This window comes from Bradyrhizobium sp. Kon10 (assembly GCF_055807395.1).
Genome location: NZ_JBVVOZ010000016.1, coordinates 51876 through 66314 on the forward strand (window position 1 = coordinate 51876; position 14439 = coordinate 66314).

General features: G+C 64.1%; 13 protein-coding genes. 7 read left to right on the forward strand and 6 right to left on the reverse strand.

Features of this window, described 5'->3' with window-relative positions; genetic code table 11:
- The first annotated feature begins 109 nt into the window (after positions 1 to 109).
- A complete protein-coding gene (locus AC0L2O_RS22140; protein WP_369726061.1) occupies positions 110 to 778 on the forward strand; it encodes a hypothetical protein in 669 nt (222 codons plus the stop codon).
- An 18-nt stretch (positions 779 to 796) separates the two neighbouring features.
- Positions 797 to 2947 (forward strand): CHASE2 domain-containing protein, encoded by a 2151-nt coding sequence (locus tag AC0L2O_RS22145; protein WP_473371187.1) that lies wholly within the window; start codon positions 797 to 799, stop codon positions 2945 to 2947.
- A 34-nt stretch (positions 2948 to 2981) separates the two neighbouring features.
- Here the strand turns inward: AC0L2O_RS22145 and pobA are convergent, their stop codons facing one another.
- Complete coding sequence (gene pobA, locus AC0L2O_RS22150; protein WP_473371188.1) at positions 2982 to 4154, reverse strand: 4-hydroxybenzoate 3-monooxygenase; 1173 nt, start codon at positions 4152 to 4154, stop codon at positions 2982 to 2984.
- Between the two features lie 51 nt (positions 4155 to 4205).
- On the opposite strand from pobA, the gene AC0L2O_RS22155 reads away from it, so the two are divergent.
- Entirely contained in the window at positions 4206 to 5111 is a 906-nt protein-coding gene (locus tag AC0L2O_RS22155) for a helix-turn-helix domain-containing protein (RefSeq protein WP_369726066.1), read from the forward strand.
- Positions 5112 to 5155: 44 nt separating this feature from the next.
- On the opposite strand, the gene AC0L2O_RS22160 is transcribed toward AC0L2O_RS22155, so the two are convergent.
- The 3 genes from AC0L2O_RS22160 to pcaH all read right to left on the reverse strand — a co-directional run bounded on the left by AC0L2O_RS22160 (position 5156) and on the right by pcaH (position 7138).
- On the reverse strand, positions 5156 to 5545 hold the full coding sequence (locus AC0L2O_RS22160; RefSeq protein WP_473371189.1) for an SPW repeat protein: 390 nt from the start codon (positions 5543 to 5545) through the stop codon (positions 5156 to 5158).
- A 173-nt stretch (positions 5546 to 5718) separates the two neighbouring features.
- Entirely contained in the window at positions 5719 to 6345 is a 627-nt protein-coding gene (gene pcaG, locus AC0L2O_RS22165; protein ID WP_473371190.1) for a protocatechuate 3,4-dioxygenase subunit alpha, read from the reverse strand.
- Positions 6346 to 6349: 4 nt separating this feature from the next.
- Complete coding sequence (pcaH, locus tag AC0L2O_RS22170) at positions 6350 to 7138, reverse strand: protocatechuate 3,4-dioxygenase subunit beta (RefSeq protein ID WP_473371191.1); 789 nt, start codon at positions 7136 to 7138, stop codon at positions 6350 to 6352.
- 103 nt (positions 7139 to 7241) lie between these two features.
- Between pcaH and AC0L2O_RS22175 the strand changes: the two genes are divergently transcribed.
- The 3 genes from AC0L2O_RS22175 (at position 7242) to AC0L2O_RS22185 (ending at position 11092) form a co-directional block, all read left to right on the forward strand.
- Complete coding sequence (locus AC0L2O_RS22175) at positions 7242 to 8186, forward strand: LysR family transcriptional regulator (protein ID WP_473371192.1); 945 nt, start codon at positions 7242 to 7244, stop codon at positions 8184 to 8186.
- Positions 8187 to 8237: 51 nt separating this feature from the next.
- A complete protein-coding gene (pncB, locus tag AC0L2O_RS22180) occupies positions 8238 to 9542 on the forward strand; it encodes a nicotinate phosphoribosyltransferase (protein ID WP_473371193.1) in 1305 nt (434 codons plus the stop codon).
- 242 nt (positions 9543 to 9784) lie between these two features.
- On the forward strand, positions 9785 to 11092 hold the full coding sequence (locus AC0L2O_RS22185) for a GGDEF domain-containing protein (RefSeq protein ID WP_409190119.1): 1308 nt from the start codon (positions 9785 to 9787) through the stop codon (positions 11090 to 11092).
- 12 nt (positions 11093 to 11104) lie between these two features.
- On the opposite strand, the gene tcuB is transcribed toward AC0L2O_RS22185, so the two are convergent.
- Together tcuB and tcuA are read right to left on the reverse strand one after the other, a co-directional pair.
- Positions 11105 to 12208, reverse strand: a complete 1104-nt coding sequence (tcuB, locus tag AC0L2O_RS22190; protein WP_473371194.1) for a tricarballylate utilization 4Fe-4S protein TcuB — start codon at positions 12206 to 12208, stop codon at positions 11105 to 11107.
- Positions 12195 to 13586 carry an FAD-dependent tricarballylate dehydrogenase TcuA gene (gene tcuA, locus AC0L2O_RS22195; protein WP_473371195.1) on the reverse strand — a complete coding sequence of 464 codons (1392 nt, stop codon included), beginning with the start codon at positions 13584 to 13586 and terminating at the stop codon, positions 12195 to 12197. The genes tcuB and tcuA overlap by 14 nt, the downstream gene beginning before the upstream one ends.
- Before the next feature lie 160 nt (positions 13587 to 13746).
- Here tcuA and AC0L2O_RS22200 point away from each other — a divergent pair, with 160 nt between their 5' ends.
- Positions 13747 to 14430 carry a GntR family transcriptional regulator gene (locus AC0L2O_RS22200; protein ID WP_409190121.1) on the forward strand — a complete coding sequence of 228 codons (684 nt, stop codon included), beginning with the start codon at positions 13747 to 13749 and terminating at the stop codon, positions 14428 to 14430.
- The last annotated feature ends 9 nt before the right edge of the window (positions 14431 to 14439 follow it).

The window sequence follows — 14439 nt, forward strand, 5'->3', positions numbered from 1 at the left end:
GAACCTGTAACAAAGGTGATTCTGATCACACTTGACTGTGCCATGCGCTGCTAAGCTTCGGCCAGGGCGGGGATCAGTCGCATGTCGTTCGAACTGGATGAGAAAGCCCATGAGAAGCCTGATCGGCACCATTGTCGTCGTGTTCTGTTTCGCGGCCCCGGCCCTTGCGGAAACGCCGGCCGCGATCGTCGAGGACGTGCAGGGCAAAGTCGACGGCGTCGAGTTCATGGACTATGTGGCGCCCGGCAAGATCATCAAGCTCGGACCCAAGGCGGGGATCACGCTCAGCTATCTCAAATCATGCCAGCGCGAGACCATCAGCGAAGGCGTCGTTCTGGTCGGCACCGAGCAGAGCACCGTGCAGCTCGGCAACGTGCAACGGGTCAAGGTCCCCTGCGACGCCAACGCCGCGCAGCTCTCGGAACGCGAGGCGAACCAGAGCGCGGCGACCACGTTTCGTACCATGCGATCCGACGGCAAGGCGGCGCCGGCCAAGCTGCCCACGATCTACGGCACGGCACCGCTGGTGCAGGCCAGGAGCGGCAGCACGCTCGTGATCGAGCGCACCGACGGCAAGGAGCCCATCATCAGCGTTCCGCTCAAGGGCGACATCATGGTCGCCGGCAAGTTCTATGACTTGTCCAAAGCCGGAAAGTCGCTGACCCCGGGCGGCACCTATCTCGCAACGCTCGGCGCCAAGCGATACGCCTTCCAGGTCGACACCAGCGCGACCGCGTCCCCGACGCCGATTGTAGGCCGCTTGCTGCGGCTCGAATAGCCGGGCCGCGACAGCGCGATGCGGCGGATCGGCAGGCGGGACATGGTTGTGGCGATCCTGATTGCGCTCGTTGCAGGCGCGGTCTTCACGTCTCCGCCACTTCAAATGCTACAAGGTTTCTCGCTCGACATCCTCACGGCCTTGCGCGGCAAGCTCGTCGGCGACCAGCGCGATCCCGCGACATCGCCGGTCGTCGTGGTGGCCATTGACGGGGAAACCTACAACACCCCGCCCTTCAAGGGATCGCCGACGCAGACCTGGACGCGCGAGATCGGCCGCGTGCTCAGGAGCATCAGTGACGGCGGCGCCAAGGTGGTCGGCTTCGATGTGATCTTTCCAAGCTCGATCGAGCAATCCGAGATCTCCTTTGGCGATGCGCCGCTCGGCGGCCGCATCAAAGGCTTTGACCGGGACTATCTCATCGCCCTGCGGAAGCTGTCCGACAGCGGCCTGCTCGTCCTCGGCGAGAAGCTCAGCAACGACCATCCGGAGGGGCCCGACCCAGCACAGCGACTCGCGGTGAAAAACAATGTCCGCGCCCTCAACGTTTACACCGATCCCGACGATGTGATCCGACGGATGCCGCTGAGCTTCTCCATCGGCGGCAAGCCGGTTCCTGCGATGGCCGTGGAGCTCGCCGCGCGTGCGCTCGCTGCACAGCCCGAGACCACGCCGTCCGGCGCCACCGAACTATCCGGCTATGCCATCCCAAGCGCGGTCCCAAACACGCTGACCCTGAATTTCCGCGGCATGGGGCGCGACGTGCCGGCCTATTCCTTCGCCGACCTGCACGCCTGTGTCGAGAAGGGTGATCGCGATTTCTTCCGCCGTGCCTTCGACGGCAAGGTCGTGCTGCTCGGCAGCATCCTCACCTCCGACGACCGCAAGCTCACTTCGATGCACCTTTCCGGCGGATATGACGGAACGCCGGGCGCACGGTGTACCCTGCCCGCCTCGGCGCAGGCCGTTCAGAGGGCCCGCAGCGACATCGCCGGCGTTTTCGTGCATGCCACGGCCGTGCGCAACCTGATGGAACGAGATGGGGTCACAGAGCTCGGCGTTCCGGCGCGAACGTTTGTCACGATCGCATTCGCGGCGATCATCGCCTTGGCGGCGTGCCTGCTCGCACCGGCCGGCGCGGTGCTCACCTGGTTTGGACTCACCGCAGCCTACACCGCTGTCGCCGTCAGCACGTTCGTCCACGCATTGGCGCTGCCGCTGACAGAGCCTGCGCTCGCGGGTCTCGCCGCACTCGCCATGATGATCGGCTATCGCTTCGTCGTCGCCGATCGCGAAGAGCGCTTCCTGCGCAAGAGCTTTGCGCTCTATCTCGCCCCGGAGGTGATCAACAGCATGGTCAGCTCCGGCAAGATGCCCGTGCTCGGCGGCGAGATGCGCAACATCACCATGTTCTTCTCGGACCTCAGTGGCTTTTCGTCGATTGCCGAGAAGATGACACCGGGCGAGCTGGTCGCATTGATGAATGAATATCTGTCCGCCATGACCGATATCATCGAAAGCCATGGCGGCTATGTCGACAAATATATCGGCGACTCCATCGTCGCCATGTTCGGCGCTCCGGCCAACGATCCCTTGCACGCCCGCAACGCCGTTCGCGCCGCGCTGAAGTGCCGCGACAAGCTGGCCGCGCTCAATGCAAGCAGCGCCGCTTTCGCCGGCCGCGGCCTGTCACATCGGATCGGGCTCAACAGCGGCGAGGCCGTGGTCGGCAATATCGGCTCGACCCGCCGCTTCAACTACACTGTGATGAGCGACACCGTGAACGTTGCCTCGCGACTCGAAGGCGCCAACAAATATTACGGCACCGCGATCATGGCGTCGGAGACCACGATGACGCAGGCCGGCGACAGCTTCGCCTGGCGCGAGCTCGACGCGATCAGGGTCCTGGGACGCGGCGAGGCGATCAAGGTGTTCGAGCCATTGGCGGAGCAGGGCGGGGAGAGCGAGGAGCAGGCGAAGGCCGCGGCGGCTTACGCAGAAGGACTGGCGTGCTGGCGGGCAAGGGAGTTTGCGAAGGCGGCTGATGCGTTCGGGCGAACGGCAGACATTGATCCAGCATCGGCGCTGTTTGGAACGCGCGCGAGAGCGCTCGCAGCAAATCCACCGCCGCCGGATTGGACGCCGGTCAATATCCTGGAAGGGAAGTAGCGGAGCGTCGCACCACCCTTCGAAATCACTCCTCTTAGAACGGCAGCCCGACATAATTCTCCGCCAGCAGCCGCTGCGCCGTCTCTGACGAGATCAGGTAGTCCAGCTCCGTCTGCTGAAGCCGGTCCTCGTATTCCAGCCGGTCGGGGAAGCGGTGCAGCAGCATGGTCATCCACCACGAAAAACGCTGCGCCTTCCAGATCCGCGCCAGCGCCTTGGCCGAATAGCCCTTGAGGCCGGAATCGTCGCCGTGCTGATAATGCGCGAGCATGGCGTGGTAGAGATAATAGATGTCCGAGGCCGCGCTGTTCAATCCACGCGCTCCGGTCGGCGGCACGATATGAGCGGCGTCGCCGGCGAGAAACAGCCGCCCATAGCTCATTGGCTCGGCAACGAAGCTGCGCAACGGAGCGATGCTTTTTTCGACCGAAGGGCCTGTGATCAGGCGGCCCGCGACTTCCTCCGGCAACCGGCGTTTCAACTCGGCCCAGAACGCATCGTCGGACCAGTCTTCCAACTTGTCGGTCAGCGGCACCTGAACGTAGTAGCGGCTCAGCACCTGCGAACGCAGCGAGCAGAGCGCAAAGCCGCGCTCGTGCTTCACATAGATCAGCTCCGGCGACACCGGTTTGGTGCGCGACAGCACGCCGAGCCAGCCGAACGGATAGACCTTCTCGTATTCGCGCAGCACGTCGCTCGGGATCGACTTGCGGCTGACGCCGTGAAAGCCGTCGGCACCCACGACGTAGTCGCAATCGACGCGGATGGTTTCGCCGTTGAGTCGATACGTCACGTAGGGCCGCTCCGACGTCAGATCATGCGGCATCACGTCCTCGGCGCTATGCACGATCTTGCCGCCAAGACGGTCCCGGGCTTCGTAGAGGTCGCGCGTCAGCTCGGTCTGGCCGTAGACCAAAACCGAATTGCCGCCGGAATGTTTGTGCAAGTCGATATGGGAGAGCGTGCCGTCATGGGCGATCTCGAAACCCTTGTGGATTTCGCCTTCGCGATCCATCCGCTCGCCGCATTGCGCCTCGCGCATCAGCCTGGCAAAGCCGTGTTCGAGCACGCCGGCCCGAATGCGGGCCAGCACGTGGGCGCGGCTGGATCTCTCCAGCACGAGCGTGTCGATCCCCTTCAGGTGCAGGAGCTGGGACAATAGCAGCCCGGACGGCCCACCGCCGATGATGCAGACCTGAACTTTCATTTTCGCGTCCTCCCGTCCATACGTTTTTTGCAGAATTTTCGCGGCGGACCGATGGAGGCTTTCGTCTTTGTCTTGTACAATTCGAACATGAGAACCGCAGCCCCCGCCCCTGCCATCCAGGTCTACAATTTGTTCGGCGAGTCCGCCGACCTGCCCGACGTGGTGCATTGCGAGACGATCGCGTCCCGCTCGGTGCTGCATGACTGGACCCTGGCCGTGCACCGGCATGCCCGGTTGCACCAGGTGCTCTTGATCGAGCGCGGCGGCGGCGAGGCGAGCCTCGATGGCCGCGTGGTGCCGCTGAGGCCGATGCAGATCGTCAATGTGCCGGTCGGCCACGTCCACGGCTTCCGCTTTCTGCCCGACACCCAGGGCTGGGTGCTGACCATCGCCGCGGAAATTCTCGACGAGGCGCTGCTCGCCGCCGAAGGCCTGCGCGGCGCGCTGTCGCGATCGGCCGTGGTGCGCGGCACGCCGCAGATCCGCGCCACCATGAAGCAGATCTTTGCCGAACACGCGGCGCGCAATTTCGGCCGCGCACATGTGCTGCGCGCCTTGTCGGCGGCCATGATCGGGCTGGTGGCGCGGGCGCTCGCGAGCGAGAGCGGCGGCAATGGCACCGCGGAATCAAGTCTGTTCCGCCGGTTCGAAGCTTTGCTCGAACAACACCATCTGCAGCGCTGGAGCGTGGCGGACTATGCTGGGGCGTTGTCAATCACCCCCACCCATCTCAACCGGGTGACGCGTGCGGCGACCGGAGACACCGCCTCGCATCTGATCCTCCACCGGCTCATCCGCGAGGCGCGGCGCAACCTCGTCTATACCAACCTGCCGGTCTCCACGATCGCCTATGCCCTCGGCTTTGAGGACCCGGCCTATTTCAGCCGGATCTACACCGCCGCCACCGGACGATCGCCGCGTGCGTTTCGCGCCCAGCTTCATGGCGGCGAAGGCTGACGCGTCGGGCGTAAGGCACTCCGAGCGCACCCTCCACTATTGGACTATTGGCGCGCTCTCTCCTGCCCGGATTGCATGGTCGCTTCCTCAGGATGCGCCTTCTCGTAGTGGAGAAAGAGATCGAGTAGAGCCAGGAGCACGATGACGGCACCGAAGCCGATGCTAAAATGCATCGCCCGTGTGTGTGGGAATCCGAGGAGCCAGGGCGAAGCGATCAGCCAAACGCCCATGAGGACATTGAGCCATTCCTCCCAGTCCCGATAAGCGATCATGGCAGCGAGCGAAAGCACGCCGATGATCGCGCTGGTCACCCACAGATCGATCTTACCCTCACTGTTCGTCAGCTTGAACAGCCAGGGCGATATGAAGAGCACGGCCGCGAGAAACAGATTATAGAGGTCGGGGACGGATTCGCGTTCTTGCCAATGTTTCACGACGCACCTCTCCCGAAGGTATGTCGTGGGAACTGTTCGAAGGCGTCTTTGGTTCCCGTCGAAGCGTACGCGGTCGGATAGACTTTGGTTGCAGGTCAACGACCCAGCTGCGGCCATCCCACGCGTTGCGACGGCCCCTCCGCAGAGGGGCCGATCCTGTTGGGCGGGATTGATCAAACGTCGAAGAACACGGTCTCGTCCGGCCCCTGCAAATTGATCGTGAAGGAATACACGACCTTGCCGGAGCGTTCGGTGCGAGTGGCGATGAGCGTCTTGCGGCGCACCGGCTGCTCGATCAGGTTGAGCACGGGATCGGCAGCATTCGCGGCCTCTTCGTCCGAGAAATACAGCCGCGTATTCAGCCCGATATTGATGCCGCGCGCCACGATCCAGAGGTTGACGTGCGGCGCGCATTTGCGCCCTGCCTTGTCAATGATTGCGCCGGGCTTGATGGTCTCGAACGTCAGAAGTCCGCTCTCGAAATCGGAGCCGGCGCGGCCCCAGCCGCGAAAATCTCCGTCGAGCGCCGCGGCCGAGCGGTCGGACGGATGGTTGTAGCGGCCGGCCGCATTGGCCTGCCAGATCTCGAGCAAGACGTCGCGCAGCGGCGTGCCGCTGCCGTCGACCACTTTGCCTTCGAGCGTGATGCGTTCACCCTCGGTGTTCGGCGTCACCAGCACGTTGGAAAAGTTCTTCTCAAAGATGTCGAAGCCGGCCATGGCCGGGATCAGCCCGATATGGACGTAGGGCCCGGCGGTCTGCGAGGCGGTTTCCTTGAGATAGTTGAGCGGCTGCGGCATTGACTCAGTTCCCCTCGGTGCGATTTTCGAAATAGGTGGAGCGGGCGCCGCGCAGCACGATGTCGAAGCGGTAGGCGAGCGAGTCGAACGGCGTCGAGGCATTGAGGTCGAGCGGCGCGACCAGACGGTCGAGCGCGTCCTTGTCCGAGATCGTGGTCAGGATCGGGCAGACCGGGATCAGGGGATCGCCCTCGAAATACATCTGCGTGATCAGCCGCTGCGCAAAGCCCGAGCCGAACACCGAGAAGTGGATGTGGGCCGGACGCCAGCTGTTGACGTAGTTGCGCCAGGGATAGGGCCCCGGCTTGACCGTACGGAAATAGTAGTTGCCGGTATCATCGGTCAGCGCGCGGCCGCAGCCGCCGAAGTTCAGATCGATCGGTGCAAGATAAGTATCCTTCTTGTGCCGGTAGCGGCCGCCGGCATTGGCTTGCCAGAACTCCACGAGCGTGTTCGGTACGCCGCGGCCGGTCTCGTCGAGCACGCGGCCGTGGACGATGATCCGCTCGCCGACCGGATCGCCGTCCTTGGCGTAGTTGCGGATCAGATCATTGTCGAGCGGCCCGAGATCGTTGTGGCCAAACACCGGCCCCGTAATCTCCGAAACCGAATTCTCCAGCGAGAGCAGCGCGTTGCGCGGCGAGCGCAGCACCGATGATTTGTAACCGGGCGCATGCGCCGGCGGATGGATCGAGCGATCGCGCTGGAAGAAGCCGCCGTCGCGCGGCGTGAACGGCTCAGGACGGTTGAGGCGGGGATCCTGCAAGGCTGAGATTGGAGCCTGGGCATTCATCGGCGTTGTCTCTCCCTTGGGCGCGCCGTCCGGGCGCGCGGCTTATCGGGAGATCATGGGCCGCGCTATTCTCAAGATAAATAGATCGATTATAATAAATCGCATGAAGAAAATCGATTATTTGGCCCTGGATGGTCGCGCCCTCAAGCTGTTCCTGGCCGTGCTTGAGGAAGGCTCGGTGACCGCGGCGGCAACGCGTCTCGGGCTGACCCAATCCGCCGTCAGCCACGGCTTGAACAAGCTGCGGCGGATCGCCGGCGATCCGCTGTTCGCCAAATCCGGCCGCGGCATCGTCGCCACCTCACATGCGCAGGCGCTCGCGGCGAAGGCGCGCGCGTTGATCGATGAGATGCGGAGCTTCTCGGGCGCCGTAAGCTTCGAGCCTGCGGTGGCCCAACTCTCGCTGACGGTGGCGGCCAACGACTTGCAGCGCGACTTGTTGTTGCCGCGGTTCTTCGATCGTGTCGCGGCGCAGGTGAAGAGCCTGAACCTGCGCGTGATCCCCTCCCAGTCGCCCTCGCCCACGATGCTGCGCGAGAACCGCTGCGACCTCATGATTACACCGCTGCCGCCATCCGGCGCCGATATCGTGCAGAAGCGCCTGCTCAGGGATCATTACGTCTGCTACTACGATCCCCGGGCACGCACCGCGCCGGCGAGCCGCAGCGCCTATCTCGCGGCCCGCCACATCACCGTCGTCTACACGGACAATGAGCGGCTCGACTTCGACCGCCGGCTTGCCGCCAATGACTTCCACCGCGACATCGCCATCTCGGTGCCGAGCTTCTCCGGCGTGCCGCCCTTCCTGCGCGGCTCGCAGATGCTGGCGAGCATGCCGAGCCTGCTGGCATCCGGCGTGATGCGCGGATTTGCCCATGTGCGGATTCCACTGGCCTCGCGCACCCAGACGCTGGCCGAGCTGCCGATGTTCATGGTCTGGCACCAGCGCTACCAGAAGGACCCGGCCCATCGCTGGATTCGGAGCGAGCTCGAGACCGTCGCGGCGACGACCGCAGGCGGAGCAATGGACCCGGCGGCGAAAACCTGATCCCCGCCAAACCCACTGGTTGTGCACGGGCGGCCACGCTAGAATTGCCCCATGACAGTGACCGACATTGCGAGCCGGACCTACAATCACAGCTGGCGGCTGGATCCCATCATCCGCAGCCTGCTTGATACCGACTTCTACAAGCTATTGATGTTACAGATGATTCGGGAATCCTACCCGTCTCAACAGGTGACCTTCTCGGTGATCAACCGCTCGCGCCATGTGCGGCTTGCCGAGATCATCGACGAGGGCGAGCTACGCGCCCAGCTCGACCACGCCCGCACCATCCGCTTCGCCAAGAAGGAGCTGATCTGGCTGGCCGGCAATACCTTCTACGGCAAGACCCACATGTTCTCGGCGGATTTCATCCGCTGGCTCGCCGAATTCCGATTGCCCGAATACGAGCTGCGCAAGGTCGAGGGCCAGTACGAGCTGCATTTCCACGGGCCGTGGACCCACACCACAATGTGGGAAATTCCGGCGCTCGCCATTCTCAACGAGCTGCGCTCGCGCGCGGCAATGAAGGGCCGTGGCCGCTTCGAGCTCGACGTGCTCTACGCCCGCGCCAAGGCGAAGCTGTGGACCAAGGTCGAGCGGCTGCGCGAACTGGAGAATCTGCGCCTATCCGATTTCGGCACCCGCCGCCGCCACGGCTTCCTCTGGCAGCGCTGGTGCGTGGAAGCGGTCAAGGAAGGCTTGGGTCCGTCCTTCATCGGCACCTCCAATGTGCTGCTCGCGATGGACAATGATCTCGAAGCCATCGGCACCAACGCGCATGAACTGCCCATGGTCGCAGCCGCGCTCGCCAGGGACGATGAGGAATTGCGCTGGGCGCCCTATCGCATCCTCGACCAGTGGCGTCAGACCTATGGCGGCAATCTGCTGGTCGCGCTGCCGGACGCGTTCGGCACAAAGGCGTTCCTGCGCGACGCGCCGGAATGGGTGGCCGACTGGACCGGCTTCCGCCCGGACAGCGCGCCGCCGATCCATGCCGGCGAAGAAATCATCAAATGGTGGGAATCGAAGGGTCGCAACCCCAGGGACAAGTTGCTCGTCTTCTCCGACGCGATGGACGTCGGCTCGATCGAGGAGACCTATCACCATTTCGGCGGCCGGGTGCGGCTCTCCTTCGGCTGGGGCACCAATCTCACCAATGATTTCGTCGGCTGCCCACCGGATGGGTCGATCAATCTCGATCCCATTTCGCTGGTTTGCAAGGTATCGTCGGTCGACGGACGACCGGCCGTCAAGCTCTCCGACAATCCCGAGAAGGCAACCGGCCTGCCCTCTGAGATCGAGCGCTACCTGCGCGTGTTCGGCGACGCCGGCCGGGTGCGCAAGCCGGTGCTGGTCTAGCACCAGATCGATCTGCCTTAGGTAAGCCAATCGGGACGAATCCGAGACATTGGCGCGCCACGACTGTGCCGGTTCCGGGTTGCCGACATTTGAAACGATCTGCGCGCATCGGCTTCACGACGCATTCACCCTGCGCTGCAATCCCCCGCGCCTTTGAGGTCGAGTTCAGCAACTTTCTCCTCTACCTTGCATTGCAAGCGCGACGCTCCGCAGGGGTCGTTGAGCGATTTGGGGAATGCAGGGTGTTTCGTAGAACAGCGACGTCAACAAAGGGACGCAATTTCCCTCATGTCATCAAGCTCGTCTCGCCGTTCGTCGCAGTTGTCTTGCTGCAGGCGGCGATCGCCGGATTCAGTCTCGAGGTCATGTCCTCGGTCCGCGCTTATGTAGCGGGTGAAGCGATTTGGTCGCGGTCGCAGAAGGACGCCGTCTATTTCCTCAACCTCTATCTGCATTCGGGCGAAGCAAGCCAGTTTGCGCGGTATAAGATCTCACTCGCCGTCCCGATCGGAGACGAGTTCGCGCGCTGGGCGCTCGAGCGCGATCCGGTCGACATCGAGACCGCCCGCATCGGCTTCCTGCAAGGCGGCAACCATCCTGACGACGTGCCGGGCTTGATCTGGCTGTTCCGCCATTTCAGCCGCGTCAGCTTCCTCCAGGAGGCGATCCGGGAGTGGGCTGCCACAGATCCCATGTTGCTGGAACTGAGCGTCTTTGGCGAGGTCATCCGTTCCGAGTTGAAGAATGGTCCCATTGAGGACAGCGGCCGCCTCAACCTTTTGTCGTCGCGGCTCTCCGACCTGAACAGCCAGTTCACGGGACATGCCAACCGGTTCTCGACGGTGTTGGGTGAAGGCTCGCGCGCCATCAAGGTGACGCTGACGTCTGTGAATATCGTCACCGCAGCGATGCTGATCCTGCTCCTGATCTGGCACACATGGCGATTGGTGCTGCAGCGCCAAGCCTTCGAGGATGCATTGCATGCCGAAAAGGAGCGTCTCGCCTTTCAGGCCTCGCATGACTGGCTGACCGGGATTGCCAACCGGCGAGACTTCGAGGCGCGCCTGCAAAGCGAGCTCGCTGGTTCCGGCGAGGATCCGCTCAGCTTGATCCTGCTCGATCTCGACCAATTCAAGAGCGTCAACGACAGCTGCGGCCATCTCGCCGGCGACCGCCTGCTCTGCCAGGTCGCGCGCCTGTTGCAGCAGGAGCGGCGACCGCACGATCTGGTGGCCCGGCTCGGCGGCGACGAGTTCTGCCTGATCCTGCCGCAATGCGCGCCGTACGATGCCGTCGATATCGCCGAACGGCTGCGCCGGTCGCTCGAGCTGTTCAGCTTCACCTGGGATGACCGCTGCTTTGCGGTGACGGCCAGCATCGGCGTTGCCTGCATCACCGATGGCAACACCACGCTCGAGGACGCGATGCGGCGCGCGGATGCCGCCTGCTATCGTGCCAAGGAGAAGGGGCGCAACCGGGTGCAGGTCGACAGCCCCGGGGCGGACATTATGCTCGTCACGTCACGGCGGCACGCAGCTGCTCAGGCATGACACCGGAGGCGGTCACGAGACCTCGGAGCGCCGCTCTTGCGCGTAACGCACCAGTGCCGCGAAACGATAAATACCGTGCACGAACTTGCCGTAGGGCATGGTGATGAACAGCGCGAACACCGCGCCGAGATGCAGCGCGAGCAGCGGCCCCATGGCGGCGGTCTCGCGCAGCGCAAGAAGTGCCATCCCGGAAAGACCGGTCAGCAACAGCATCGCGATGAAGCCGACATCCATGCCGTAGCGGTTCTCGTCGAGCAATTCCGGGGCACGGCGCGACTTGGCGACGAGCAGACCGATCGGCCCGACGACGAGACCGATACCACCGAGCGTGCCGAGCACCACGGGCAGATCCCACCACGGATACGGCGCCTCGCGGTCGATGAGATAATAGTACAGCGTGGCAACCGACGTCGCGGCGAAGCACAGCAGGAAGCCGTAGAAGGTCAGGTGGTGATAGAGCTTGCGCCGGTCCGTCGGCTTGTCGTCCTCATTGTAGCAGCCGACCCCGCCGCCATGGAGATAGCGCAGCTCGCCGGCGTCGCGGATCGCCTGGAAGATCGAGCCCCCCTCGGCACGGCCGCCGATCGGCGTCCCGATATCGCGCCAGAAGGCGCGCACGCTCATGACGAGCGCAAGGATCGCATAGATGAACGCAGCGCTGAACAGGGCAGCCATCGCGCTATGCGGCATCAGTTTGTAAAACGCGCCCGGGCCAGTGTGGACGCCGAACAGCACGCTACGGTCGTTCAAGACGGCGAAGCCGAGGATAAAGGCGGCCATGCTGAGTGCGGCGACGATGCTGATGACGAGGCCATTTCTGGCGAAGGCGCCGGAGAGCGCTTGCGGCCAGGCATAAGCCGCGTAGGACTCGGCGCGCGCAACCGCGAGCGTCTTCGGGACGTTGACATTGAACTCGTGCGGCGGTGAGAACTGGCAGTCGACGTAGCAGGCGCCGCAGGCATGGCAGAGATTGGCGAGATAGTTGAGGTCGCCGTCGGAGAAGGCGCGCCGCATCTCCATCGCCGGAAACACCGCGCAGAGACCTTCGCAGTAGCGGCAGGAGTTGCAGACCGTCATCAGACGATCGGCTTCGTCCAATGTTCTAGTTGCGTGCATGCTTCGCCGCTTCCCGTCCTGCGATCCGCCCGAATACGCTGCCGATGGTCATGCCGATGCCGGCCGCGTAGCCCTTGCCCAGCACGTTGCCCGCCATGATCTCACCGGCGGCAAACATGTTGGCCGACGGCTTGCCGTCAGCCATCAGTATGCGCGCTTCCTGGTTCACGCGCGTGCCGAGATAGGTGAAGGTGATGCCGGGCCGCACCGGATAAGCGAGATAGGGTGGCGTTTCGATCCGCCGCGCCCAGTGCGTCTTCTGCGGCACGACGCCTTCGGTGCAGCAGTCGTCGAGAATGGTGTGGTCGAACGTGCCGGGCTGCACCGCGGCGTTGAATTCTCTGACGGTCTTTTCCAGCGCCGCCGGATCGAGCTCGAGCTTGCCAGCGAGTTCGGCCACCGTCTGGCCGGCGATGGGCGGGAACAGCGTGGGCATGAAGCTGGTGACAACGGTCGAGTCAAAGATGATGTAGGCGATCTGATCGGGCTGCGCCGCGACCAGCCGGCCCCAGATCGCGTAGCGCTTGGGCCAGATATCCTCGCCCTCGTCGTAGAAGCGCTGCGAATGCTTGTTGACGACGATCCCGAACACGACCGAGTCGTGTCGCGTGATGATGCCACCATCGAACTTGGGTGCGCGGGCGTCGATCGCGACCGCATGGCACTGCGTGGGGTCGCCGACCTCCTGCACGCCCTTCGCCAGCAGCATCTTCAGGATCGAGCCGCGATTATAGGGTGTGCCGCGGATCAGGAAATTGTCGGCGGCCTCGCCCCAATATTGCTTCAGCCATTCGATGTTGGCCTCGAAGCCGCCGGCGGCAGCAACCAGCGACGTCGCCCGGATCTCGGTCTCGCCCTGGATGGGCCGGTTCAGGCGCGCGGCGAGGAACATGCCGTCCTCGATCACGAGGTCGGTGACCTCGGCGTCGTATTCGACATCGACCCCGAGCCGCTCGGCGGTCAGATACAGCGCGTTCAGCATCGCGCGGCCGCCGCCGAGAAAGAAGGAATTGGTCCGGCCGAGGCTCAACGTGCCGCCGAGCGACGGCTGCCAGCGCACACCCTGCTCCACGATCCAGTTCAGGATATGCTTGGATTCGCGGATCATGTGGCGGGCGAGCCCCTCGTCGGTCTGCCCGCCGGTGACGCGCAGCAGATCCTCCCAAAACTCCTCCTCCGTATAGGGACCGGTGAGAATTTCGGTCGCGGCGTCATGGGCACAGCGCATGTTGCGGGTGTGGCGGGTGTTGCCGCCGCGATAGAATTTTGGCGCGCCCTCGAGCACCAGCACGGACGCGCCGCCACGCCGCGCCGCGATCGCCGCGCACAGCGCCGCGTTGCCGCCGCCGATCACCAGCACGTCGTATTTGCTGCTCATGCCCTCTGTCCGATGGGACGAAGCTAGAGACGTTCTGCCCGCCGGCGGCCTCCGTCAACCCAGCGCGCCATTGCGTACTTTTGTATACAAATATATACAGAGATGGCGCAAGCGGCATCTCTGCATGGGCGGGATGCGCCTTGTGATCACAGGAGTAGGCATGGGCAGACGCCCGGCAAAGGCAGGCGGATCGATCGATCGCGGCGGCGGCGTAGCCTTGGGCGAGGCCGTGTTCCGGTCGCTCTGCGAGGCGCTCCAGGCCGGCAGCTACCGCGCCGGCGATCGCCTGCGCGAGGAAGAAGTCGCGCAGCGGCTCAAGGTCAGCCGCACACCGGTCCGGGAAGCGCTCGGCCGGCTCGCGGCGCGCGGCTTCGTCGAGCCTGGGGGTGGCCGAGGCCTGGTCGTGCGCAACCTCGACATTTCCGAGGTGCTCGAACTCTACGCCATGCGCGAGATCATGGAAGGCGCCGCCGCGCGACTGGCGGCCGAGCACGCCTCCGCGCCCGAGATCGATGCCCTCAGGGACATCGAGCAGGCTTTTGTCGAAATGTCCGGGACCGACACAGCCCATATGGCACGGCTCAACCGGGCTTTCCACGAAGCGATCTGCCGCGCAGCGCGCAACCGCTATCTCGACACTGCGTCGGGCGAGTTGCAGGACTGGATCGCGCTGCTCGGCCCCACGACGTTTACGGTCTCGGGGCGGTCGACGACGAGCCATGGCGAGCACCAGGCCATCATCGACGCCATCGCCGCACGCGACGGCGACATGGCGGAAAAGCTCGCGCGCGCGCATATCCGCGAGGCGCTGCGCTGCCGGCTGAAACTGCTACAGAAGCAATAGATCGAGACG